Genomic DNA, 20,387 nt, shown 5'->3' with positions numbered 1-20,387 from the left:
CAATTGGGGCGTACTTTTGTATAATATAATTCATGTGCCCCCGTAGCTCAGGGGATAGAGCATCGGTTTCCTAAACCGTGTGTCGCAGGTTCGAATCCTGCCGGGGGCGTTTAACAGCGAAATACCAGCGTTTAAGCCGTGTAAACTATCGTAAGTAAAAGACGAGGGCGAGCGGTTTTGAACGTTAATAATAGGGTGTACGTTATACTAAAAGGCGCTTTTTTCGTTCTTGTTGTTACAAGAATCGAAAAAGCGTTTTTTATAATGTTTAAAGGTATAGGGAAGTCAATGGTAAACGACACGTAGATGAAAAGGCGAATCATGACGTTTTAGTTCGCTGTACCGTTATCTTCTTTCTACTTAAAAAGTCTTTCGGCGCTAGGCACCGACCAATTTAAGACCATGTTCGAAGATTGACTGAATCAGTCATTACTGTGTGAGGGATTTGATGTTTTTACACATAAAAAAAGCCAAGGAATCCTTGGCTTCGGGGTGATGATTTATAGGTGGATTTGTATTTTATTTCATAACTTTAACAAATTGCAGCCCCAACGATAATCAAAAGTATGAACAACACAACAATTAAGGCAAAGCCGCCACCTTTGTAGCCGTAACCGCCATAACCACCGCATCCGCAACCGTAATTCATAAGCTCACCACCTTAGCTATTCGATAAGGTAAATTATGTGTTCATACCTAGAATTGGAAAGGCGGATACCCAGAAATGAAAAAACGTAATGAACCACGTGCAGATAGAAAATGATCTGCCACTAGGAAATTCCCCTTGTGGTAAGTTTGATAAGGGGAAAGTTTTAAGAGAATGATTATAAAGGTAACATAAGTTTCATTTTTTAGGAAAAAGTCAACTAAAATGTGCTAAACAGTGACAAACGTTCACACATCTGCTTTTAAACTGAGTACTATATTAATATAAGACAGGGAGAGAGTGATTCGATCCAGTCTTGATTTATAAAAGGGGGTGGACCCCCTGGAGCATGCAATTATGCAGGATCTCCTGCTGTTTGTAACCGTGTTAAGTCCTTTCGTGGCAGGAAGTGTAGAAGTTGTTAAACGGACGGTTAAGCTTCCGAAAAACTATGTACCTCTACTAAGCGTAGGGACTGGACTATTACTTGGATCTTTAGCCTACCCGCTGACAGATATGGAACTGATTCTGAGATTATGGGCAGGAGCTGGAGCAGGCCTGTCGGGCACCGGATTATTTGAGATCGTGAATCGAAGAGAAGGTTTTACGAAATCTTCTAAAGAGCGGGAGGACAAATAAATTATCTTCAAAAAACTATATGTTATAAATAAATGAAAAGCTGAATCGATCGCCGATTCAGCTTTTTTCATCGACTGATATAACTTCCCATATACGCATAAGCTTCTTAACATCGTTTTCATTAGCAGCCGGTAGATTCTTATACCAGCGTTGAACCTCTGGGTCTTGAAAAGTCGTAGAGCTCTTTGGGTGAGTATGTTGATTAGAGAGACCCGTCAGCCAGTCGACCGATACTTGGTAAAAGGAAGCAAGCGTCGTTAACATCTTTGTGTCAGGTTCACGGTAATTTCGTTCGTACCCCGATAACCTGGAATTCGAAATCTTTAACTGTTCACAGACAAAGGTCTGACTCCATCCTTTTCTTTGGCGGGCTTCTTTTAACCGTTCTCCAAGTGCGTTCATTCTTTTCACCTTCATTTTTGCCATTTGCTTCATCATACTATATTTACACAAATTGTGTAAATAATTGTGCGTATTGTGAAAAAAGTCTTGACTTGCCTACATTGGCGACATATTATTAATATTAATAGTTACGCGTAACGCGCAAAAAAGAAAAAGGGAGAGTGGATGGTTGAGTCTATTGATTGCATTAGATGATGGTCATGGTATGAATACAAAAGGTAAGAAGTCACCCTATATTAAGGACTTGAACAGGGTGGTTAAAGAAAATGAGTTTAATAGGGAGGTCGTTCAACAATTAAACAAATTGTTGAAAAAGTGTGGTTTCAGCACATTGCTTGTAGCTCCTGGGGATGAGGATGTCCCGCTTGCAGTGAGAACGAACCTTGCGAATCAAGCTGGTGCAGATGCATATATTTCAGTACATTATAATGCATTTGATGGTTCGTTTAATGGAACAAACCCAAGTGGAATCGAGATTTATGTCTACCCTGGTCACTTAAATAAAAAAGCCGGGCGTCTGGCTCATTGTATCGGAGAATCTCTAAAACAAGGAACAAAGCAAAAATACCGCGGGATAAAAGAAGCTGATTTTCATGTGCTTCGTGAAACCTCCATGCCTGCCGTTTTAACAGAGAGTGGTTTTATGGACCATCCAAAAGAAGCTTTATTGATGGTGGACAAACAGTTTCAAAGTGAAACAGCGATAGAACACGCGAAAGGGATTTGTAATTATTTTAACGTTCCCTTTCACGAGAAAGGCAAAGAGGATAATCAGTCATGGTATATCGGGCGGAGAGTGGAATCAATCTACCCTGGAGACTTAAGGTTTTACCAGTCGCCCTCGTGGAAGGATCAAGAGGTGGCAGGACAGGTTCAAAAGGGGTATGGTTTTCCAGAAATTATTGCGCTTGTTACCGTGAGTGGATTCAGTCAATATAAAGTAAAGAATTCAAAGGGACAGGTCTTCTACATTACGGCCCATGAGAAGTACGTAAAAGTTGTTTAAATTCAAGAGCCTTTCTTTTATGAGAGGCTCTTTACTCGATGAACACCGGCTGGTCCTTCTTTTGGATCATTGAAGTTTCGCCGTTTTCATTAAAGTTATCTTTCTCTTCCTGATAGAATTTATCAGCAATAAAAAGGTAAGCAACAATAGCACCTATTAAAATCATAGCACAAATAAAAGCAATCATAATCCACCGGAAAATCAACCGTACATATTTATTGGACATCCATGATGGTTTCAGAATGCTCACTCCTTTAAAAAGTGTAGAAAAGAGTTATCGTAATAAAGCAGGTGGTTCGACTATATAAGTTTCCCTTTTTCTATCTGTAGTATACGATCCCCCAGCTGCTTTGCTTCTTTTTGATCGTGAGTGACCAGTATAATGGGAATCTTCCATTCTTCTTTCAGTCGAATTAACTCCTGCTGACAATGGTGTTTAGTTGTTTCATCCAGGGATGAAAAGGGCTCATCGAGTAACAAAACTCTGGGCTTAGCTGCTAAAGCCCGGGCTAAGGCGGCTCTTTGCTTTTCTCCTCCAGATATTTGCTGTGGATAATGAGAGCGGAGGTGATGAATGTTCAACATCTGAAGCAGGTGGTGGACAAGGTATTCATCATCGGCTCCGTAGCGGATATTGTCTACTATTGTCTTGTGAGGAAACAGGGCATAATCTTGAAAAACATAGCCTGTACGCCGTTTCTGCGCTGGGACGAGAGAGCGGTGGTTTTTTGTTAAAACTGTATCGTTTAAAAGAATTTCCCCTTGATCAGGGACACTCAGCCCGGCAATGCAATTTAAAATTGTCGTTTTGCCGGAGCCCGAGGGACCGAACAAAATGACGGTTTCGTCAGTGACCTTAAAAGAAACGTCCAGGCTGAAGTGGGACAGCTTTTTACTTATTTGTACTTGTAACATCATTATTTAACTCCTCATTTACCGCTTCTAAAGCTAAGAATATTTCGTTTACTCCACCAATTTAACCAGAGAATCGAACTGAATCCAAGAATCAGGATAACAATTACCCAGGTGCGGGCCTCTTCCATTCTCCCTGATTCCACAGCAAAGTAAATGGCTAATGGGATGGTATCTGTCTTGCCGGGTATATAACCGGCAAGCATTAACGTAGCTCCAAATTCGCCTAATGCACGGGCGAATGTTAAAACCGTACCGGCCAATAACCCGGGCCAGGCTAACGGAAAGGAGATTGTAAAGAAGACTTTCCACTTTGAAGCTCCAAGTGTTAGCGCTGCTTTTTCAATTTGAGGATCATAGTTTTGAAAAGAAGCCGATGCACTCTGATACATTAAAGGAAAAGAAACGACAATAGCTGCAATCACGACACCAAGCCAGGAAAAAACGACCTGAATACCAAACCAGTCGGTCAGCAGCCGGCCGATCGGTCCATTGTTACCGAATAAATATAGTAGACCAAATCCAATTACCGTAGGAGGGAGAACCATTGGAAGCAAAAGGATGGATTCAATGATACTTTTCCCGGGAAATAATTTCCGGCTGATCAGCCGTGCCAGGGAAATTCCAGTTATGAATACGATCAAAGTAGCGATGCTGGCGGTTTGTAATGATAGAATTAGAGGCGAAGTTGACATTAAGTATCATTCCTGTTCTAGCTTAAATCCATAAGATTTAAAGATTTCCTGGGGAATATCTGTTTTTAAATAACGAAGAAAATCTTCTGCCGCTTCGGTGTTATTACTTTGACTCGTTACAGCTGCTGGATAAATAATTGGGTCATGGGTATTCGTGTCGATTTCTGCAATGATTTTCACCTTGTCGGTAATTTGGGCGTCGCTGGCATAGACGAGTCCGTAGTCTGCGTTCCCTGATTCGACATAAGCGAGTACTTGTCTTACGTCATTTCCGTAAACAAGCTGATCTGAAACTTCACCCCAGATTCCGGCGTTCATAAGGGCTTGTTTAGCGTACTTGCCTGCTGGAGCACTATCTGGTTCTCCTAAAGCAATAGTTTGGTCTTCTTTCGTCGTAAGCTGGTTTAAATTATCGATTGATGTCTGTTTCTCAGCCGGTGCAATTAATACAAGCGTATTCTTAACAATAGAGGTCTGAGTATCAGGGCGGATATTTTCACCCGCTGCCAACCGGTTGGACCACTGCTCATTTGCTGAGATAAATAGATCAACAGGGGCGCCGTGCTGAATTTGTTGGGCTAGTTTGCCTGAGCTCCCTGAATTCAATGTAATCGTTACGTTATGATCACTTTCATATTTTTCTATGATTTCCTCCATTACGTCTATTGTACTGGAGGCTGCTGAGATCGTAAGCTCCACTTCTTGTTCTGTTGACTGCTGGCAGCCTGTCAGGACAAGCAGCACAATGAAACAAAACGCTTTTATATTCGTATACATGATTAGTCTCCTCAAACCTTCATTAGTAACTATTATACGAAGGAGAAAAAGGCAAGTAAAATAGAAATAGATTTAAGGAAGGGAACTTTTTATGAAGCTGCAGATTATAATTAGTCTTATTTTGGCTTTTTTACTTACTCAGGCTCCTGTGTTTGGAAAGTACTTTGCCATGATTAATACGATGATTCATGAAACAGGACACTCGCTAGTGGCTCTGTTAACAGGGGGAGAAGTCCGGAACATTTCCCTGTTCGCTAATACTTCAGGGGTGACGATGACGGGCCACGCCTCATGGCTCAGTCAATTTCTGACTAGTTTATCAGGGTATGTGTTCGCGTCTTTTATGGGATTCTTCTTTTTTTATCTCATCGTCAAAGGTCATTACCGATGGATGGTATATATTTTGTTAGCTATCCTGCTTATAAATGTTGTATTTTGGGTGCGAAACATCTATGGTGTTTTTTGGATCGTGACGTTTGGCGCGGGCTTTATTTGGCTGCTGCGCACGGGCCATCAGACCGTAATTCAATACGTGCTCGTATTTATAGCCTGTTTAATTATGGTAGAAGCGGTTAGCAGTGCATTTGAAATCATGATCCTTAGTCTCTTTGCTCCTGCTCAGGCAGGTGATGCAGCGAACCTGGCAAGAATCGTGCCGCTGATACCAACCCCTGTATTCGGTGTCATCTTTTTCGCCCAGGCCTTGTATTTTGCCTGGCTTGCGTTGAAGAAGGTCTTTCTCGTTTGAGAAGGCAGCTGGGTAGATTCCTAAAATATTTTGAGAACTCCGCAAACGCCCTTACCGGATACTTATTTCTACATAACGTAGTAAAGAAAGTATGGAAGGGGGTACACAATATGAGCGGAGGATATGGTGGAGGATTCGCGCTGTTGGTTGTGCTGTTTATTTTATTAATTATTATTGGTGCAGCATACGTCGGCGGCGGTGGATACGGTTATTAAGTAAAAAGCGGGGGTTCCCCGCTTTTTATCATTTCACGCTTCTTTAGTTTGAAAGGCGGGAAATGGGGTATATAAGTAGTAGTTGACTATGAGACTTTTGGGGGAATTACGTATGGATTTAAAAGACCGCCTGATCAGTCAGGGCTATGATCAAATTGATATTTTCTTAATTGATGAAGACAATAATCAAGAGACAATTGCTGACATCACTCTTCATAAAGTGAATGACTTAGAGTACAAGCTGTACTTAGAGCCTGACTCACTTAAATATGAGCTGGAAGAGGACAACCCGTACTTCATTGCTCAACAAAAACAGGACAGCGGCAGTGCCAAACAAGTAAAAGGATTTATATTAGAATGGTAGTCACTTAAGAAAAGGGCAGATCAGGAGTTCCCTTTTCTTTTTTTGCGCGCTTTTTTGTCAGCCAGACCTCCAATGATGAGGAGAATTCCTGATACGATCAGCAAAGCAGAAACGAGCGGATTATGAACCGTTACAAGAAGAATAACAGCAGCAATAATATTCGCGGTGCCAACAAAACTCAGTACAATAAACATTTGATTTTCTTTATCCATAAGAAGCCCTCCCTTGCTATTCTTTTAGTATAACGAATTTTGCTGAGCTCATGGAACACCTGTGTTGTCTGTTTAAAAAAAGGCAGAAAGTGGAATGAGCAACGTAGAACGTCACGAGGAGGAACTATTATGATCGAACACAAACTTTATATCAATGGTCAATATACTGAATCAAGCGGTGAGGAATGGATCGATATTGTCAACCCTGCGACGGAAGAAGTGATTTCCAAAACTCCTAAAGGTACCTCTCAAGACGTAGATCATGCGGTAGAGGCAGCTTTTCAAGCCCAAAAAGAATGGGAGTTAACACCAAATATAGAACGCGGGAAAATGGTGAGAAAGCTTGGAGACGAAATAGAAAATAAACGGGATACTTTCATCGAATTACTCCAGGAAGAACAAGGGAAGGATTATGAGCTGGCAAGCGGGGAAATTGATTTAGCTATTGATTATTTCCGTTACATGTCAGAGTGGGCGAGACGAATAGAAGGGGAAATTGTCCCAAGTGATCGACCAAATGAAAACATTTTTATTTATAAAAAACCGATTGGGGTTGTAGCTGGAATTGTACCATGGAATTTTCCTGTATTTATTCTGGCGAGAAAGGTAGCTACTGCGTTAGTAACAGGATGTACAATCGTCCTTAAACCAAGTCAACAAACGCCGAACACAGCGATGGAATTTACTAAAATCATTGATTCCATGGAAGAGATTCCAAGAGGCGTGTATAACGTGGTGACAGGAACAGGTTCAGAAATTGGAAATAGTCTGGCCAAACATGAGAAGGTGCAGATGGTTTCTATGACGGGAAGTGTCCCTGCAGGAACGAAGGTTATGGAAGCTGCTGCACAGAATATAACAAAAGTAAATCTCGAGCTCGGCGGGAAAGCCCCGGCTATTGTTACAGCTAATGCGGATCTGGACACAGCAGTGGAGAGCATAACAACATCCAGGCTGGCAAATAATGGGCAGGCATGTACAAATGCGGAGCGGGTCTATGTTCATGAAAGTGTCGCTGATGAACTAATAGAAAAGCTTAAGCAGTCATTTGAACAGCTTACAATTGATGATCCGCGTCAAAATAAAGACGCCGATGTTGGTCCGCTCGTAAGTAAAGATCGGCTTGAAACTGTCGAAGGCATGGTTACTGATGCCATTAAAGAAGGAGCGCAAGTTGCAGTAGGCGGTGAACGAGCTTCCCTTGCGAAGGGTTACTTTTATAAGCCGACGATCCTTACGAATGTCTCTCATGACTCCACCGTGATGCAGGAGGAGATCTTTGGCCCGGTAATCCCGATCAGCACTTTTCAAACCCTTGATGAAGCGATAGATAAAGGGAACGATACCGAATTCGGTCTCTCCTCTTCTGTTTATACAGAAGATTTGAACGAAGCTATGCGTGTAGTAAACGAGCTTAAATTTGGAGAAACTTTTGTGAACCGTGAGAATTTTGAAGCTGTCCAGGGTTATCATGCCGGCATGAGAAAATCCGGGCTCGGCGGAGCAGATGGAAAACATGGCATGGAAGATTTCCTCGTAACCCAGGTTGCTTATATGCAATACAACAACAAGAAGAAATAAAAAGACCCTCCATGCCCCAAAAAGCTCGTTGCAGGGCCAGCCTTTAGTCACTTGTCCTGTAGAAGTCTAAGTATATTTTTATGCTTAATTAAGTTTTCGCTGTTCAGGGATAGAATGAAAACACATCTTAACGAAACCAGCCAATAGTCATCAAATGAACCGTTACAGCGGTGTATCGTAAAGAGTGGTTTCCTACAATCCTTTTCACTCCCTCCGGCAGCGGAAAAGCTTGAAAAAGCAACAAAAAGATCTCCACCTCCGGAGATCTTTTTTTTATCGGTTATCGATTTTTTCTGGATAGAGATCATGATTCATTAAGCGGTGAGAAGCCATCTCTTCAAATTTGGTATTTGGTTTACCGTAGTTGCAATAAGGATCGATGGAAATACCGCCTCTTGGAGTAAATTTACCCCAGACTTCAATATAGCGGGGATCCATTAGTTTTATTAAATCATTCATAATTGTATTGACGCTGTCCTCGTGAAAGTCTCCGTGATTTCGAAAGCTGAATAAATAAAGCTTCAGCGATTTACTTTCCACCATCTTTACGTCTGGGATGTAGCTGATGTAAATCGTGGCAAAATCAGGCTGACCTGTTTTAGGACAAAGGGTGGTAAACTCAGGACAGTTAAATTTTACAAAATAATCACGGTTTGGATGCTGGTTATCAAACGTCTCTAATACGTCTGGATTATATTCAAAGGAATATTCGTTATTCTGGCTGCCTAACAGGGTTAAATCCGTTAATTGTTCATCTTTACGTCCTGCCAAAGGATGTTCCCTCCTTCTTTATGTTGTAGTGAAATAATCACCTATGAAGCATGTCTATTATAGGGACCGTGGGTGTGGAAGTCAATGTGTGAAAAGGTGAATAAGAACTAATTATGTAAATCTTCGGGCATTTCCCTTTAAAAATAAATCGCTTTCTACTAAAATAGTAATTAATTCACGAAATTTTTTGAAAAAATCATGAAGGCAGCTCTGTTTCAACAAAAAATGCAAGCAGGGCTTTTTTCAGAAATCAGAAGAAACCGTTTACAAAAATTCATTCTATGAGGTGATACTATGGACATGCAACCAATTAAAGCAAGATCAGGAAATCACAACTTAGAAAATTATGAACAAACGTACAACAACTTTAAATGGGATGAAGCGAAAGCTAACTTTACATGGAGCGAAACAGGAAAAGTAAACATTGCTTATGAAACGATTGATAAGCATGCTGCAGATCCTGCGAAAAAAGATAAAGCGGCGCTGATTTACACATCGCCTGACCGGGAAGAAGTATTAACTTTTGACCAATTAAAAAGAAAGAGTAATCAATTTGCAAACGTATTAAAAGATCAAGGTATTGAAAAAGGAGATCGTGTCTTTCTGTTCATGCACCGCAGCCCTGAATTCTATGCGGCTTTTTTAGGCATCTTGAAAACGGGTGCGATCGCTGGTCCTCTATTTGAAGCCTTTATGGAGCAGGCGGTACGTGACAGGCTCGAGGACAGTGAAGCCAAAATGCTGATTACGACACCGGAATTACTTGATCGTGTACCGCAGAATGAGCTTCCGAACTTAGAGAAGATTGTTCTTGTCGGCGGTGATCCAGATGACAGCAGGTACATCAGCTTTGAAAAAGAAATGGAAAAAGCCTCTGAGGACTTTGAACTGGAGTGGGTGGATCTTGAGGACGGTATGCTTCTTCACTATACTTCTGGTTCAACTGGTAAGCCTAAAGGGGTCTATCATGTTCATAACGCGATGATTCAACATTATCAGACAGGGAAATGGGTGCTTGACCTTAAAGAGGATGATGTTTATTGGTGTACAGCAGACCCTGGCTGGGTTACAGGAACAAGCTATGGAATTTTTGCCCCGTGGTTAAATGGGGTTACGAATGTGATTAGAGGCGGACGTTTCAGCCCGGATGACTGGTATGGCACGATCGCAGATCAGAACGTAAGCGTCTGGTATTCCGCACCTACCGCATTTCGAAAATTGTTAAGTGCTGGAGAGGAAGCAGCACAAAAGCACGACCTTTCCTCTCTTCGTCATATTTTAAGTGTAGGAGAGCCGCTGAACCCTGAGGTTATTACGTGGGGTCTTAAAGCTTTTGACCTGCGCATTCATGATACATGGTGGATGACAGAAACAGGTGCAATGCTGATCTGTAACTATCCAGCTATGGATATGCGGCCGGGATCGATGGGTAAGCCGTTACCGGGAATTGAAGCAGCGATCGTAGATAATGAAGGTAACAAGCTTCCTGCCAACCAGATGGGGAACCTGGCAATTAGAGAAGGATGGCCGTCTATGATGAGAGCCATTTGGAATAACCCGGGCAAATACGAAAGCTACTTTATTAATGGCTGGTATGTGTCGGGAGATAGTGCTTATCAAGATGAAGAAGGATACTTCTGGTTCCAGGGACGTCTTGATGATGTGATCAATACTTCAGGAGAACGAGTTGGTCCGTTCGAAGTCGAGAGTAAATTAATTGAACATGAAGCAGTAGCTGAGGCGGGAGTTATCGGAAAACCGGATCCTGAACGCGGTGAAATCATTAAAGCCTTCATCACTTTAAGAGAGGGCTATAGTGAATCTGATGATTTACTCGAGGATATCCGTCAATTTGTGAAAAAAGGCTTAAGTGCCCACGCAGCTCCTCGTGAAATTGAAATTAAAGATACAATTCCTAAAACACGAAGCGGTAAAATTATGAGACGCCTCCTGAAATCATGGGAACTTGGATTGCCGACGGGAGATACGTCAACACTAGAAGAATAATCGAGATTAAGCACACAGTTTACTGCTGTGTGCTTTTCTTTGTCTAAAATTGTTTCACGTGAAACAACTACTCTCTGGGATTTATTAAAATGAGCTTATTTGACGGGCAATTAGGGAATAACTAAAGATGCAAGATAGACAACTGTTTACATAGAGTTCTCGACATACGCAAGTTAGTGTAAAGGAAGTGATAGAAGTGTCGAAAGTATATGACGTAATAGGAATTGGAATTGGTCCTTATAATTTAGGATTAGCTGCATTATTAGATGAAACAGAATTATCTTCTTTATTTTTTGATGATACCCCTCGGTTGGAATGGCATCCTGGTATGCTCATTGATGGTGCGGATTTACAGGTCCCTTTTTTAGCCGACCTCACCACTTTTGCAAACCCGAAAAGCCCTTATACGTTTATGAATTATTTACATGAGCATAATCGTATGTTCCCTTTTTATTTTCATAAGCATTTTAAGATCCCTCGGGAGGAATATAATCATTATCTGCAGTGGGTGTCGCAACAATTAAGTGGATTACATTTTAACCATCCTGTTGTGGATGTTATTGATCATAATGATCATTACGAGGTTGTAGCTCTGGACAAAGACTCAAACCAAACGGAGAGCCACTATTCTAAACACGTCGTCCTCGGTACAGGAAGTAAACCGCTCATTTTAGAAGGCATGGATGACTTGCCGAGTGAGGATGTGATTCATACGAGCCGATATTTATTTGAGAAAAAGAACTTGCTTCAATCAAAGCATGTAACGGTTGTCGGTTCTGGTCAGAGCGCACTTGAAGTATTTTTAGATTTGTTGGAGGAACAGAAGCGAAAAGATATGGAACTGACGCTTCTTTCAAGAACGGGAGGGCTTTTTCAACTTGATCAAGCAAAGTTCGCCCAGGAGTTTTTTACTCCGGAATACGTGGATTATTTTCACTCCCTATCCTTTGAACAGCGGCAGAAAAACCTGGAAACACTCGGGGCTCTTAGAAAGGGAATAGATCCTGAAACGCTGACCAGACTCTATACTCAGCTGTATCACAAGACAGTTGCCGGCAGAAAAAGTCACGTCTTGATTAATCCAATGACGGAAGTAAAGGCCGTGGAACGCAGTGGATCAGGTTATAATCTAAAATGTGAACAGCTGCAGGAGGAACAGGAATTCAATTATCATACGGATAAAGTGATACTCGCAACAGGGTACAAACCGAATATTCCGGACTGGTTTATGAAACGTTTTGGGGAGAAAATTAAGTGGGAGGATGAAAGAAGCTTTAAAGTGACACGGGATTATCAGCTCGAATTCAAAGATGAACGTGATCATCACTTTTTCACTCTAACCAACCTTGTCCATTCCCACGGCGCAGGTGCCACCAATCTGGGCTTATCAGTGCATCGTAATGTTCATATAATCAATAAAATCGCTGGAGAAGAATTATATAAAAATCAGGAGCATTCAGCCTTTCAAACATTTTCGATGGCAGATTATTCATAAGTTTACCTCCATTATTGGAGTTATCTAAGGTTTAATATCCATAAATTGGGGAACATGAAATTTGTGACTTTCTTTAATACATTCAAGGAGTGATAGCAATATGAGTAAAATTGCATGCGTTATGACGTCATTGTTTGAAGATGTGGAATACACTCAGCCTGCTGATGCTTTCTCCAAGCAGGGGCATGAAGTGACTACGATTGAATGGGAAGCAGGAAAAGAAGTGACTGGAAAACAAGGTCAAACGACGGTTACAATTGATTCTTCCATTGATGATGTCAAAGCCGAAGACTTCGATGCTCTGTTTATTCCTGGCGGCTTCTCTCCTGACCAGCTTCGCGGTGATGAGAAATTTGTTAAATTTGCGAAGCATTTCATGGATGAAAAGAAACCCGTTTTCGCGATCTGCCACGGTCCGCAGCTGCTCATTACAGCAAAATCGCTGGAAGGGCGTTCTGCGACAGGATTTAAATCCATTGCGGTCGATATGGAATATGCAGGTGTTAAGTTTAAAGATGAAGAAGTTGTCGTATGCGGCAATCAGCTAGTAACCAGCCGTCAGCCGGATGATATCCCAGCGTTCAATCAGGAAGCCAATAAACTTCTTAACTAATATCAATAAGAGTAAGGAATATGTAAGGAAAGCCGCCAGGGAAATCCTCCTTGGCGGCTTTCTTGATTACTATCAATGAATTATAGAATTTTTAACTATCTTCCAGAGTCGTATAGTGTGCGATCGTCGAATAAACTATAATAAGATAAAAAGAAGGATTAAAATGATCGGGGGGAGTCATATGATTGTAAATGAAAAAGAGGATCATTTTTTATTAATCGCACAGCATGATCACGCTTTAGTATCCGGAGAAATTGTATTGCATTGGAAAAAGAAATTCTTGCTTCGTTCAAAACTTCGTGAAGAAGCTGACTGGGCTGTTTCTCAACACGACCGAGCATGGATTCCGCTGGATCGACATCCGAGGTGGAATGAGGAGAAAGAACGTCCTTATTCATTTATTGATTATCCTTTAACAGATAAGCTTCAGGCTTATCAAAACGGAATTCAGGAAGTAGCTGAACGGTCCAACTATGCAGCTATGCTGTGCAGCTCTCACTATCAGTCGTTTTTTTCCAAAGATGATAAAGATCCGGTTATTCAGCAGTTTATTGAGGAGGAGGAGAACCGAAGGCAGGAGCTGGAAGCAGCCATGAAAATGGAAGTTCCTTCTGACATTTACCAGCTTCACTTCGAGCGGCTTCAATTCTGTGATGACCTGTCTTTGTATGTTTGCATGCAGGATCCCGGGATCGCAAAAGTGGAAGAAGTCTCCTGGTTTCGTAACGGCTTCCGACAGCAATTTGATGTAGCACCGGAAGGCATTATGCCAAAATGGCTGGATGAAGAAAGGGTAGCTCTGGACCCATTTCCTTTTGAGCACGAGTTTGAAGTAAGAATTCCATATCGTATTGTATATAAGAGTGAAGTTGAGGAGCATGGGATAGAGAAAGCTTATCACGATGCAGAAGTCCGTGAGCGTGCTGTAACATTTGTAGGCAAGTGAAGAAGGCAGCTGATACAGCTGCCTTCTTTCTGATTTATTCATTTTTTACAATGTTAAAGTTACTGTTTAATAGCTCCCAGTTTTGCGGAAAGGAGAGGCCGAGCTTCCAGTAGCTGATGCCTTTTAAATTCAGTTCTTTTATTAGATCGAATTTTTCCTGGATCGACCTGGCATCCTCAAACCATACTTCGTGTTCGTTCCCCTCAGTATCATAGTAAGTAAAATATGGAGCCTGTGCTTCATCGTCGTAGGAAATCGCAGCGTTGTTTTCCCGGGCCAGTTGAATGGCGCGTTGAGGACTAACGGCTTCAGCAGTGTCTTCTCCTACTTCAAAAGGCAAAGTCCAATCATATCCGTACAAATTCTGTCCGAGCAGTATTTTTTCAGGCGGCATTTCAGTTAAAGCATATTCGACGACTTCCCTGACATTATTAATAGGGGACACAGCCATAGGTTCACTGCCGCTGTACCCCCATTCATATGTCATTAACACGACAAAGTCAACGATTTCTCCGTGGGCTTGATAGTCATGCGCTTCATACCATGCTCCTTCTTGCTCTGCGCTTGTTTTCGGGGCAAGGGCCGTCGAAATAAACAGGCCTTCATTTGCCAGGCGCTGTTTTGCTTTTCGTAAAAACTGATTGTACTGTTCACCAAGGTCTGGAGGCAGGAATTCAAAATCAAAGTGAATATCTTGATAGCCAACCTCTTGAGCTGTTTGTATAATGTTATCTAAGATTGTATCCTGCAGTTGTTCATCCGTAAGTATTGTTTCTCCAAGCTCATCACTGAATCCCTCATCTGTTAAATTCGTCACTATCATCATTAAGGATGTGTTATTATTTTGAGCAATCGCAGGAAAGTCGTCGAGTGGTGGTGCTTCTAATGAACCGTCTTCATTTATTCGATAACTAAAAGGTCCCAAATACGTAAGTAAGGCAGCTCTTCGCTCAGCTGAGTTCTTTAAATTCTCGGATACTTGACCCCCGGTTGGTTCAATGTAAGCATTAGATGTAATATCCGTCTTCGGTTCCTGAGGGATGTAGAGACGGTATCCTACAGGCAGCATAGCTCCCGGCTGCAGCTGATTAACCTGGATCAGCTCGTCGACACTCGTGTTAAAAAGCTGGGCAATTTCATAAAGGGTGTCCCCAGGCTGTACAAAATAAAACCGGCCTTCCATAGGGATGACAAGTGCTTGACCAATAACTAAATCGGACGGTGTTTCGAGCTCATTTGCCTCCACAATTTGATTTGGAGAGACTTCATATAAATTTGCAATTGCATAAACGGATTCCCCTTCGGAAACAACATGGATATGCATAATATAGACACTCCTTCCTCAACTACAATGAATATATGAAAGAACTTGGGCCATTTATACGAAAATATATTGATAATGGAGATGATTTTTTGTCGAACGATGAATACTATATGGGACTTGCTATAGATCAGGCCCGTCTGGCAGAAGAGATCGGTGAAGTTCCTATTGGAGCCGTGATTGTACATAACGGCGAGGTCGCAGCTGCGGGGTACAATAAGCGTGAAACTTCTCAATTAGCTTCCTCCCATGCAGAATTTATTGCTATTGAAGAAGCGAATCAGAAAATAGGAAGCTGGAGGTTAGAAGATTGTACGCTTTATGTCACTCTGGAACCTTGTCCGATGTGTGCCGGTGCGATCGTTCAATCGAGAATACCACGTGTCGTTTATGGAGCCTCTGATCCGAAAGCGGGCTGTGCGGGTACATTAATGAATCTGCTGCAGGAAGAGCGGTTTAATCATCAGGCTGAAGTAACGGCAGGTGTCCTTGGCGAGCAATGCGGCCAAATGCTGACCCTTTTTTTTAAAGAACTGAGAGCCAAACGAAAAAAGAAATAAATTGGAAACAATTATATAAATGTAACCATTGCATTTTTTGATAAAACTCGCTATACTTGAAAATACCGTGCTAAGCGGGGAGGTAGCGGTGCCCTGTACTCGCAATCCGCTATAGCGAGGCCGAATCCCCACTCGAGGTGGTTCGAATTCAAGGTCTGCCTCATGAGAGTGGTGTTGACACCCAGGTCCTGCGCAACGGGAACCAGTGAACCCTGTCAGATCCGGAAGGAAGCAGCAGTAAGCTGATCATCCCGTGTGCCGCGGGAGTGCCTGGGTCGAGCCATGAACATGAGTAACGCTTGGGTTCGAGCCATCGAAAGTGGGTGCACGGTTACATATACTAAAGAAGAGCTGCTGTTATAGCAGCTCTTTTTTTTGTAAAGGCGGCAGGAAAACGAGCGGCTTTCACTAGGAGTACCCCGTTTACAATTTAAAAATAAAAAACGGTGAAATCTCACCTTATTTTCACATGACGAATCGCCGGTATTATTAAATATAACCCTCGCCGTAAAGGAAGGAGCAGGCCTTGCTTCTAAAGGTTCACATCCCATCCTTAAATCAGTTATAATAAATGAGAGACTAAAAAGGGAGCGCGGTTGAATGAGTTATCAGGCACTGTATCGTGTTTGGCGGCCTAGAAACTTTGAAGATGTAGTGGGACAAGCCCACATTACGCGAACGCTGCAAAATGCGATCGCCCAGGATAAATTTTCTCATGCCTATTTATTCTCAGGCCCTCGTGGTACAGGGAAGACCAGTGCGGCAAAGATTTTTTCGAAAGCTGTAAACTGTGAACAGGGTCCGGCAAAAGAGCCTTGTAATGAGTGTTCCGCCTGTCTTGGTATTCAAGATGGCTCGATTTCAGATGTCATTGAAATTGATGCTGCCTCGAATAACGGAGTGGAACAGATCCGCGAAATTCGCGATAAAGTCAAATACGCCCCAAGCGCTGTCTCTTATAAAGTGTATATTATTGATGAGGTGCATATGCTTTCCATGGGAGCCTTCAATGCATTGTTGAAGACATTGGAAGAACCTCCTAAGCATGTCATCTTTATTTTAGCTACAACGGAACCTCATAAAATTCCGCTTACGATTATTTCACGGTGCCAGCGGTTCGACTTCAAACGGATCACCCAGCAGGCGATGGTGGACCGCATGGAGAAAATTGTAGACGCGGAAAACGTGTCGATCGCCCGGGAAGCATTGGAGATCGTAGCGCTCTCAGCTGAGGGCGGAATGCGTGATGCCTTAAGCTTATTAGACCAGGCAATCTCTTATAGTGAAGACCAAGTTCTGGTTGAAGATGTATTGGCGGTCACAGGTTCTGTTTCGCAGCGGAAGCTTTCAGAAGTGATTGAGGCCCTTAACGATAAAGAGATTAATCAAGCGTTAAGCATTGTGGACGAGCTGATCCAGCAGGGGAAAGACCCCGGCCGCTTTGTTTTTGACCTCATTTACTATCTTCGGGATATTTTACTTTACCAAAGTGCCCCTGATCTTGAGCACAACCTGGAAAGAGCGATCCCCGATGAGTCATTTAAAAGTCTGGCCGACCGTTTACAGTCTCAATGGGTTCAGCAGACGATCCGTGAGTTCAATAAATGCCAGCAGGAGATGAAATGGACGACCAGTCCTAAAGTATTTATCGAAATTGCTATCTTAAATATTGTCGACACGCCGCCCGCTGCTGTTGAAGAGAGTCATGACTCAGAAGCTGTAACGAAGCTTTCTCAAAAGCTTGAGAAGATGGAGCAGGAACTGGCACAGCTTAAAGCAAACCCTCCTGCACAGTCAGGAGGGGCGGCACAGGCTCAATCTCAAAAGCGCACACCTGCACGATCGAACAAAAACGGGTATAATGTTCCTTATGATCGGATACGAATGGTGTTAAGTGAAGCATCTAAGGACGAATTGAAGCAGGTTCAGGGGCAGTGGCCCGCTTTTATGGATCGACTTAAGCAAAGTAATGCACCTGCTCATGCTATATTATTAAACAGCAAGCCGAGTGCTGCTTCTTCTAAAGCGCTGATCGTAGCATTCCGATATGATATTCATTGTTCATTAGCTCTTGAACATCAGAAAACGATTGAACCGATGCTCACTGAATTTACAGGTAAACCGTTAACGGTGATCCCCATTCCCGTTCAGAAATGGAAAGAGCTTCGTGAAGAATATGTCAGAAAACAAAAAAACAACAGCGATGAAGAAGGCAGCGAACCTTCTAATGAGGAAGGTAAAGAAGAAGACCCCCTCATTTCAGAAGCAAGAAAGCTTGCAGGCGATGACCTTATTGAAATCCAAGATTAATGAAAGATATTAAAGGAGGAGTTTTACCATGCGTGGTGGAGGAAACATGAACAATATGATGAAGCAAATGCAGAAAATGCAGAAGAAAATGATGAAGGCTCAAGAAGAGCTTTATGAAATGTCATTTGAGGCAACAGCCGGCGGCGGAATGGTGAAAGTATCTGCCAATGGAAAGAAAGAAATTACGGATGTTGAAATTAATGAAGAAGTAGTGGATCCAGATGATGTGGAGATGCTTCAGGATTTAATTATTGCAGCAACAAACGATGTTTTAAAACAAGTAGACGATAAAACAAATGATACGATGGGTGAATTCACGAAAGGGATGCCTGGAGGAATGTTCTAGGAGGAGTTTCCATGTATTATCCAGAACCAATATCAAAACTGATCGACAGTTTTACGAAGCTGCCAGGGATAGGCCCTAAGACGGCTGTCCGCCTGGCTTTTTTCGTCCTTGAAATGGAAGAAGATGACGTGCTCGACTTCGGGAAAGCGCTGGTGAATGCTAAGCGGGAACTAACTCATTGCAGCACCTGCGGACATATTACGGATCAGGATCCGTGCTCGATCTGTCAGGATGAAGCACGCGATTCTTCTATTATTTGTGTAGTTCAGGATCCTAAGGACGTCATCGCTATGGAAAAAATGAAAGAGTTCAGCGGTAAATATCATGTGCTTCATGGCGCAATTTCTCCGATGGATGGTATAGGCCCTGAAGATATTAATGTACCCAGTCTCATCAACAGGCTGAAGGATGAAGGGGTGGAAGAGCTGATCCTGGCCACCAACCCTAATATTGAAGGGGAAGCTACAGCGATGTATATTTCAAGACTCGTTAAGCCTTCCGGTATCAGAATGACGAGGATCGCTCATGGTCTCCCTGTTGGCGGCGACCTGGAGTATGCAGATGAAGTAACGCTGTCTAAAGCACTTGAAGGACGGCGGGATTTATAAAAAGGAACTTCCATTGAGGAAGTTTCTCCTTTTTATACTATAGGAAAGTTTCATAAGAACATTGATAGGTAGTGGTCTTCTTCCTTTATCCATTATATAGTTGAAAAAGGAAAGCATGCTGTTTGTTAATGTGACATAAAGGGTGGATCATCTTGTTAACGAAGAAAAAAGTTAAAAAGAAAGCCATGGACCAAAAGTTATTAGCAGACATTAAACGATTGAAATATGAATGGGAAACACTCGAGAACATAATTGAACATAGCATAGAACCTAGCGAAGAAGGCTTATTGGACTTATCTCTGGCAAAAGCTAAATATTTTTACTTACTTAGAGAAGCAAGACATCGAAACATTAACGCTCTATCATAAATAATGATCATACCCTCTCGTGTACGCACATAACTTGTACTAAGAAAAGTTATTCGCACAGGGGGATTTTTTATGGATCCGGTATTAGTCGTTCTATTACTAGGCCTTGCCATACCTTTATTGTTAATTGTAGGAATGCCAGCTTCACCAATTAAATGGGTGGGACGAGCATTAATGAGAGTGGTCATTGCCGTGATATTGTTGTTTTTCGTGAATCTGTTTGGGGCTCAATTTGGACTTCATATTCCGATTAATGTGTTTACCACAGCTGCTTCGGCATTGCTTGGTCTTCCAGGAGTGCTATCCCTGGTAGCTATTCACATATGGGTCTTATAAAGGGCATGGGGAGTTCCTCAGCCTTTTTGTTTGGAGAAATTTATTTTTTTATTAAAAAAGGGTTGCATATATTTTGGAGTACGTGGTATATTATTTCTTGTCGCGTTAAGAGAGCGGCAACGGCACAGAAAGCCGGAACAAAAAAATCATAAAAAGTTGTTGACTTCAACTTGATATGATGATATATTAATTAAGTCGCCATTTTGAAGCGGCAAACGAAAATTTGATCTTTGAAAACTGAACGAACCAACCAGTACGTCAATTCTTTTTATAATATAGAAGGAAGTAAAACAAGCACATTCGGTGTGCAGAGCTAAAGGATCTTCAACGAAGTTCGCAACGTCCTGTTGCAACGTTGAAGTCAGTGCATCCGTGCACAAGTAAGTCATTCTCAACTTTTATGGAGAGTTTGATCCTGGCTCAGGACGAACGCTGGCGGCGTGCCTAATACATGCAAGTCGAGCGCAGGAAACCAGCTGATCCCCTTCGGGGGTGACGCTGGTGGAATG

At 42.2% G+C, this 20,387-nt stretch carries 25 protein-coding genes, 1 tRNA gene, 1 rRNA gene and 1 other RNA gene; 19 read left to right on the top strand and 9 right to left on the bottom strand.

Annotated features, from left to right (window positions below; all coding sequences use genetic code 11):
* Nucleotides 1-36 precede the first annotated feature (36 nt).
* Nucleotides 37-109 (top strand) — tRNA-Arg (locus C1A12_RS00140).
* Between the two features lie 423 nt (nucleotides 110-532).
* Here the strand turns inward: C1A12_RS00140 and C1A12_RS00135 are convergent.
* Entirely contained in the window at nucleotides 533-649 is a 117-nt protein-coding gene (locus C1A12_RS00135) for a YjcZ family sporulation protein (protein WP_101841831.1), read from the bottom strand.
* Nucleotides 650-1,003: 354 nt separating this feature from the next.
* Between C1A12_RS00135 and C1A12_RS00130 the strand changes: the two genes are divergently transcribed.
* Nucleotides 1,004-1,285, top strand: a complete 282-nt coding sequence (locus C1A12_RS00130; RefSeq protein WP_101841830.1) for a holin — start codon at nucleotides 1,004-1,006, stop codon at nucleotides 1,283-1,285.
* A 57-nt stretch (nucleotides 1,286-1,342) separates the two neighbouring features.
* On the opposite strand, the gene C1A12_RS00125 is transcribed toward C1A12_RS00130, so the two are convergent.
* On the bottom strand, nucleotides 1,343-1,711 hold the full coding sequence (locus C1A12_RS00125; RefSeq protein ID WP_159462113.1) for a helix-turn-helix domain-containing protein: 369 nt from the start codon (nucleotides 1,709-1,711) through the stop codon (nucleotides 1,343-1,345).
* 145 nt (nucleotides 1,712-1,856) lie between these two features.
* Here C1A12_RS00125 and C1A12_RS00120 point away from each other — a divergent pair, with 145 nt between their 5' ends.
* Nucleotides 1,857-2,693, top strand: coding sequence for an N-acetylmuramoyl-L-alanine amidase (locus C1A12_RS00120; protein WP_235001491.1), 837 nt, complete (start codon nucleotides 1,857-1,859; stop codon nucleotides 2,691-2,693).
* Nucleotides 2,694-2,724: 31 nt separating this feature from the next.
* Here C1A12_RS00120 and C1A12_RS00115 read toward each other — a convergent pair whose 3' ends face one another.
* The 4 genes from C1A12_RS00115 to modA form a co-directional block, all read right to left on the bottom strand.
* Nucleotides 2,725-2,919: a hypothetical protein gene (locus C1A12_RS00115; RefSeq protein WP_101841828.1), complete on the bottom strand. Its 195-nt coding sequence runs from the start codon at nucleotides 2,917-2,919 to the stop codon at nucleotides 2,725-2,727.
* Between the two features lie 74 nt (nucleotides 2,920-2,993).
* Nucleotides 2,994-3,611, bottom strand: a complete 618-nt coding sequence (locus tag C1A12_RS00110) for an ATP-binding cassette domain-containing protein (RefSeq protein WP_306416990.1) — start codon at nucleotides 3,609-3,611, stop codon at nucleotides 2,994-2,996.
* Nucleotides 3,612-3,622: 11 nt separating this feature from the next.
* Nucleotides 3,623-4,300 carry a molybdate ABC transporter permease subunit gene (gene modB, locus C1A12_RS00105; RefSeq protein ID WP_101841827.1) on the bottom strand — a complete coding sequence of 226 codons (678 nt, stop codon included), beginning with the start codon at nucleotides 4,298-4,300 and terminating at the stop codon, nucleotides 3,623-3,625.
* A gap of 6 nt (nucleotides 4,301-4,306) precedes the next feature.
* Nucleotides 4,307-5,077, bottom strand: coding sequence for a molybdate ABC transporter substrate-binding protein (gene modA / locus C1A12_RS00100; protein WP_101841826.1), 771 nt, complete (start codon nucleotides 5,075-5,077; stop codon nucleotides 4,307-4,309).
* A 91-nt stretch (nucleotides 5,078-5,168) separates the two neighbouring features.
* Here modA and C1A12_RS00095 point away from each other — a divergent pair, with 91 nt between their 5' ends.
* The 3 genes from C1A12_RS00095 to C1A12_RS00085 all read left to right on the top strand — a co-directional run bounded on the left by C1A12_RS00095 (nucleotide 5,169) and on the right by C1A12_RS00085 (nucleotide 6,404).
* Nucleotides 5,169-5,825: a M50 family metallopeptidase gene (locus tag C1A12_RS00095; RefSeq protein ID WP_101841825.1), complete on the top strand. Its 657-nt coding sequence runs from the start codon at nucleotides 5,169-5,171 to the stop codon at nucleotides 5,823-5,825.
* A 110-nt stretch (nucleotides 5,826-5,935) separates the two neighbouring features.
* Complete coding sequence (locus tag C1A12_RS00090) at nucleotides 5,936-6,040, top strand: YjcZ family sporulation protein (RefSeq protein WP_101841824.1); 105 nt, start codon at nucleotides 5,936-5,938, stop codon at nucleotides 6,038-6,040.
* Nucleotides 6,041-6,152: 112 nt separating this feature from the next.
* Nucleotides 6,153-6,404, top strand: coding sequence for a hypothetical protein (locus tag C1A12_RS00085; protein WP_101841823.1), 252 nt, complete (start codon nucleotides 6,153-6,155; stop codon nucleotides 6,402-6,404).
* A 20-nt stretch (nucleotides 6,405-6,424) separates the two neighbouring features.
* Here the strand turns inward: C1A12_RS00085 and C1A12_RS00080 are convergent, their stop codons facing one another.
* Nucleotides 6,425-6,616: a hypothetical protein gene (locus C1A12_RS00080; protein WP_101841822.1), complete on the bottom strand. Its 192-nt coding sequence runs from the start codon at nucleotides 6,614-6,616 to the stop codon at nucleotides 6,425-6,427.
* Nucleotides 6,617-6,745: 129 nt separating this feature from the next.
* Here C1A12_RS00080 and aldA point away from each other — a divergent pair, with 129 nt between their 5' ends.
* The gene (gene aldA, locus C1A12_RS00075; protein ID WP_101841821.1) at nucleotides 6,746-8,197 is read left to right on the top strand and encodes an aldehyde dehydrogenase; all 1,452 of its coding nucleotides are present in this window, start codon (nucleotides 6,746-6,748) and stop codon (nucleotides 8,195-8,197) included.
* A gap of 273 nt (nucleotides 8,198-8,470) precedes the next feature.
* Here aldA and queF read toward each other — a convergent pair whose 3' ends face one another.
* Entirely contained in the window at nucleotides 8,471-8,968 is a 498-nt protein-coding gene (gene queF / locus C1A12_RS00070; RefSeq protein ID WP_101841820.1) for a preQ(1) synthase, read from the bottom strand.
* A gap of 294 nt (nucleotides 8,969-9,262) precedes the next feature.
* Here queF and acsA point away from each other — a divergent pair, with 294 nt between their 5' ends.
* From acsA to C1A12_RS00050, 4 genes are all read left to right on the top strand, one after another.
* On the top strand, nucleotides 9,263-10,975 hold the full coding sequence (gene acsA / locus C1A12_RS00065) for an acetate--CoA ligase (protein ID WP_101841819.1): 1,713 nt from the start codon (nucleotides 9,263-9,265) through the stop codon (nucleotides 10,973-10,975).
* Nucleotides 10,976-11,171: 196 nt separating this feature from the next.
* Nucleotides 11,172-12,470, top strand: a complete 1,299-nt coding sequence (locus C1A12_RS00060) for a lysine N(6)-hydroxylase/L-ornithine N(5)-oxygenase family protein (RefSeq protein WP_101841818.1) — start codon at nucleotides 11,172-11,174, stop codon at nucleotides 12,468-12,470.
* A gap of 100 nt (nucleotides 12,471-12,570) precedes the next feature.
* The gene (locus C1A12_RS00055; protein WP_101841817.1) at nucleotides 12,571-13,083 is read left to right on the top strand and encodes a type 1 glutamine amidotransferase domain-containing protein; all 513 of its coding nucleotides are present in this window, start codon (nucleotides 12,571-12,573) and stop codon (nucleotides 13,081-13,083) included.
* 181 nt (nucleotides 13,084-13,264) lie between these two features.
* Nucleotides 13,265-14,029: a DUF3891 family protein gene (locus C1A12_RS00050; protein WP_101841816.1), complete on the top strand. Its 765-nt coding sequence runs from the start codon at nucleotides 13,265-13,267 to the stop codon at nucleotides 14,027-14,029.
* A 34-nt stretch (nucleotides 14,030-14,063) separates the two neighbouring features.
* Here the strand turns inward: C1A12_RS00050 and C1A12_RS00045 are convergent, their stop codons facing one another.
* The gene (locus C1A12_RS00045; protein WP_101841815.1) at nucleotides 14,064-15,353 is read right to left on the bottom strand and encodes a glycosyl hydrolase family 18 protein; all 1,290 of its coding nucleotides are present in this window, start codon (nucleotides 15,351-15,353) and stop codon (nucleotides 14,064-14,066) included.
* Between the two features lie 89 nt (nucleotides 15,354-15,442).
* On the opposite strand from C1A12_RS00045, the gene tadA reads away from it, so the two are divergent.
* The 8 genes from tadA to C1A12_RS00005 form a co-directional block, all read left to right on the top strand.
* Nucleotides 15,443-15,910, top strand: a complete 468-nt coding sequence (gene tadA / locus C1A12_RS00040; protein WP_101841814.1) for a tRNA adenosine(34) deaminase TadA — start codon at nucleotides 15,443-15,445, stop codon at nucleotides 15,908-15,910.
* A gap of 65 nt (nucleotides 15,911-15,975) precedes the next feature.
* An RNA gene (gene ffs / locus C1A12_RS00035) (signal recognition particle sRNA large type) lies at nucleotides 15,976-16,241 on the top strand.
* A gap of 269 nt (nucleotides 16,242-16,510) precedes the next feature.
* Nucleotides 16,511-18,220 carry a DNA polymerase III subunit gamma/tau gene (gene dnaX / locus C1A12_RS00030; protein ID WP_101841813.1) on the top strand — a complete coding sequence of 570 codons (1,710 nt, stop codon included), beginning with the start codon at nucleotides 16,511-16,513 and terminating at the stop codon, nucleotides 18,218-18,220.
* Between the two features lie 28 nt (nucleotides 18,221-18,248).
* Entirely contained in the window at nucleotides 18,249-18,566 is a 318-nt protein-coding gene (locus C1A12_RS00025; protein ID WP_101841812.1) for a YbaB/EbfC family nucleoid-associated protein, read from the top strand.
* An 11-nt stretch (nucleotides 18,567-18,577) separates the two neighbouring features.
* Nucleotides 18,578-19,174 (top strand): recombination mediator RecR, encoded by a 597-nt coding sequence (gene recR, locus C1A12_RS00020; protein WP_101841811.1) that lies wholly within the window; start codon nucleotides 18,578-18,580, stop codon nucleotides 19,172-19,174.
* Between the two features lie 152 nt (nucleotides 19,175-19,326).
* On the top strand, nucleotides 19,327-19,542 hold the full coding sequence (locus tag C1A12_RS00015; protein WP_101841810.1) for a YaaL family protein: 216 nt from the start codon (nucleotides 19,327-19,329) through the stop codon (nucleotides 19,540-19,542).
* Nucleotides 19,543-19,614: 72 nt separating this feature from the next.
* The gene (locus C1A12_RS00010; protein ID WP_101841809.1) at nucleotides 19,615-19,878 is read left to right on the top strand and encodes a pro-sigmaK processing inhibitor BofA family protein; all 264 of its coding nucleotides are present in this window, start codon (nucleotides 19,615-19,617) and stop codon (nucleotides 19,876-19,878) included.
* Between the two features lie 397 nt (nucleotides 19,879-20,275).
* A 16S ribosomal RNA gene (locus C1A12_RS00005) occupies nucleotides 20,276-20,387 on the top strand; the annotation flags it as partial.

This window comes from Halobacillus sp. Marseille-P3879 (assembly GCF_900240285.1).
Taxonomy (GTDB): Bacteria; Bacillota; Bacilli; order Bacillales; family Halobacillaceae; genus Halobacillus_A.
This window is presented reverse-complemented; position numbering and strand designations above follow the sequence as displayed.

Bases quoted from the DNA above. Each gene is read 5' to 3' on its own strand.
- C1A12_RS00050 (WP_101841816.1), top strand. From the start codon at position 13,265: ATGATTGTAAATGAAAAAGAGGATCATTTTTTATTAATCGCACAGCAT.
- C1A12_RS00055 (WP_101841817.1), top strand. From the start codon at position 12,571: ATGAGTAAAATTGCATGCGTTATGACGTCATTGTTTGAAGATGTGGAA.
- C1A12_RS00095 (WP_101841825.1), top strand. From the start codon at position 5,169: ATGAAGCTGCAGATTATAATTAGTCTTATTTTGGCTTTTTTACTTACT.
- acsA (WP_101841819.1), top strand. From the start codon at position 9,263: ATGGACATGCAACCAATTAAAGCAAGATCAGGAAATCACAACTTAGAA.
- C1A12_RS00115 (WP_101841828.1), bottom strand. From the start codon at position 2,919: ATGTCCAATAAATATGTACGGTTGATTTTCCGGTGGATTATGATTGCT.
- modB (WP_101841827.1), bottom strand. From the start codon at position 4,300: ATGTCAACTTCGCCTCTAATTCTATCATTACAAACCGCCAGCATCGCT.
- C1A12_RS00010 (WP_101841809.1), top strand. From the start codon at position 19,615: ATGGATCCGGTATTAGTCGTTCTATTACTAGGCCTTGCCATACCTTTA.
- C1A12_RS00125 (WP_159462113.1), bottom strand. From the start codon at position 1,711: ATGGCAAAAATGAAGGTGAAAAGAATGAACGCACTTGGAGAACGGTTA.
- C1A12_RS00110 (WP_306416990.1), bottom strand. From the start codon at position 3,611: ATGATGTTACAAGTACAAATAAGTAAAAAGCTGTCCCACTTCAGCCTG.
- C1A12_RS00130 (WP_101841830.1), top strand. From the start codon at position 1,004: ATGCAGGATCTCCTGCTGTTTGTAACCGTGTTAAGTCCTTTCGTGGCA.
- C1A12_RS00135 (WP_101841831.1), bottom strand. From the start codon at position 649: ATGAATTACGGTTGCGGATGCGGTGGTTATGGCGGTTACGGCTACAAA.
- C1A12_RS00025 (WP_101841812.1), top strand. From the start codon at position 18,249: ATGCGTGGTGGAGGAAACATGAACAATATGATGAAGCAAATGCAGAAA.
- modA (WP_101841826.1), bottom strand. From the start codon at position 5,077: ATGTATACGAATATAAAAGCGTTTTGTTTCATTGTGCTGCTTGTCCTG.
- C1A12_RS00085 (WP_101841823.1), top strand. From the start codon at position 6,153: ATGGATTTAAAAGACCGCCTGATCAGTCAGGGCTATGATCAAATTGAT.
- C1A12_RS00090 (WP_101841824.1), top strand. From the start codon at position 5,936: ATGAGCGGAGGATATGGTGGAGGATTCGCGCTGTTGGTTGTGCTGTTT.
- dnaX (WP_101841813.1), top strand. From the start codon at position 16,511: ATGAGTTATCAGGCACTGTATCGTGTTTGGCGGCCTAGAAACTTTGAA.
- C1A12_RS00080 (WP_101841822.1), bottom strand. From the start codon at position 6,616: ATGGATAAAGAAAATCAAATGTTTATTGTACTGAGTTTTGTTGGCACC.
- C1A12_RS00045 (WP_101841815.1), bottom strand. From the start codon at position 15,353: ATGCATATCCATGTTGTTTCCGAAGGGGAATCCGTTTATGCAATTGCA.
- aldA (WP_101841821.1), top strand. From the start codon at position 6,746: ATGATCGAACACAAACTTTATATCAATGGTCAATATACTGAATCAAGC.
- recR (WP_101841811.1), top strand. From the start codon at position 18,578: ATGTATTATCCAGAACCAATATCAAAACTGATCGACAGTTTTACGAAG.